This window comes from Candidatus Poribacteria bacterium (assembly GCA_021295715.1).
In the GTDB taxonomy this organism is placed as follows: Bacteria; Poribacteria; WGA-4E; order WGA-4E; family WGA-3G; genus WGA-3G.
Map to the genome: position 1 here is coordinate 97,050 of JAGWBV010000001.1, position 1,032 is coordinate 98,081.

Here is a 1,032-nt window from a genome sequence, read left to right on the forward strand (position 1 = left end):
GAGATGTGGCACTACACGCAGTTCGCGTATGGCGATGCGAAAGTCCCACTCAACTGGCAAACACCAGATGCATATCTCGGTATGTTCGACGGGCGGATCCCAGCGAACCTCTACCCGCAAGTGCCACACTGTGCTGTTCGTCTCGGTGCGATGGGGTGGGAGCCGCGCCCGGCAACTGCCGATGAGTTGAAAGTGATGGAACGCACAACACGTGAATGGTTAGAGGCGGGTGCGTGCTGTCTCTGCTTAGGACTGGATTATCAACCCTCCGCGAATGCCGATTTGCACGAACTGGTACATCTCTCAAAAATTGCGGCGGCTTACGATGCCATCTACGCCGCGCACATCCGCTACCGTATCCTCGGTAGAAAACAAGCGTGGGAGGAGACGATTGAGATTGCGCAACGTGCCGAAATTCCTGTGCATATCTCACACGAGCGCGTTGACGATGAAGCCGCCGACGTACTTGAACGGGTAGAGAAAGAACAGATAGATTTGACGTTTGAATCCTATCTCTATCCCGCCGGCATGACGCATCTCGCCATGATGCTCCCAATGGAATATCAGACCGGCGCGCCTGTTGACATGTTGGGACACTTGGAAAACCCCGAAGTCCGAGAAGAATCGATCTCGTACTTGCGAGGAGAATTACGCGGCGGCAACCAGATCGTCGGTTACAACCGATCGGGTAGATTTATCGGAATGACGCTCGCTGAAGCCGCTGAAAGCGAAGGTAAATCTCATGAAGAATTCGCCTTCGATTTCATTCAGGGCAACCCCGCCTGAAGAGAATGAACGCATTTTGAACCGCACGGCGAGCCATCCGCGCATGATGATTGCCAGCGATGGTGTTTACAACATTCCGCATCCACATCCACGGAGTTACGGGTGCTTCGTGCAATATCTCGGCAAATTCGTGCGCGAACGCCAGTTGATTTCATTGAAAGAAGCCGTCTATAAAATGAGCGGTTTTCCCGCTGAACGCTTTCGACTCTCCGATCGCGGACGGATTGATCGAGGACTTGCCGCGGA

The 1,032-nt window shown here is 53.7% G+C and carries 2 protein-coding genes; both read left to right on the forward strand.

Going from position 1 to position 1,032, the window contains the following annotated elements; all coding sequences use genetic code 11:
• Positions 1 to 786, forward strand: a 786-nt coding sequence (locus J4G07_00450; protein ID MCE2412448.1) for a hypothetical protein, incomplete at its 5' end; no start/stop codon positions are given.
• A partial coding sequence (locus J4G07_00455; GenBank protein MCE2412449.1) for a D-aminoacylase occupies positions 743 to 1,032 on the forward strand: 290 nt, incomplete at its 3' end. The genes J4G07_00450 and J4G07_00455, both read left to right, overlap by 44 nt.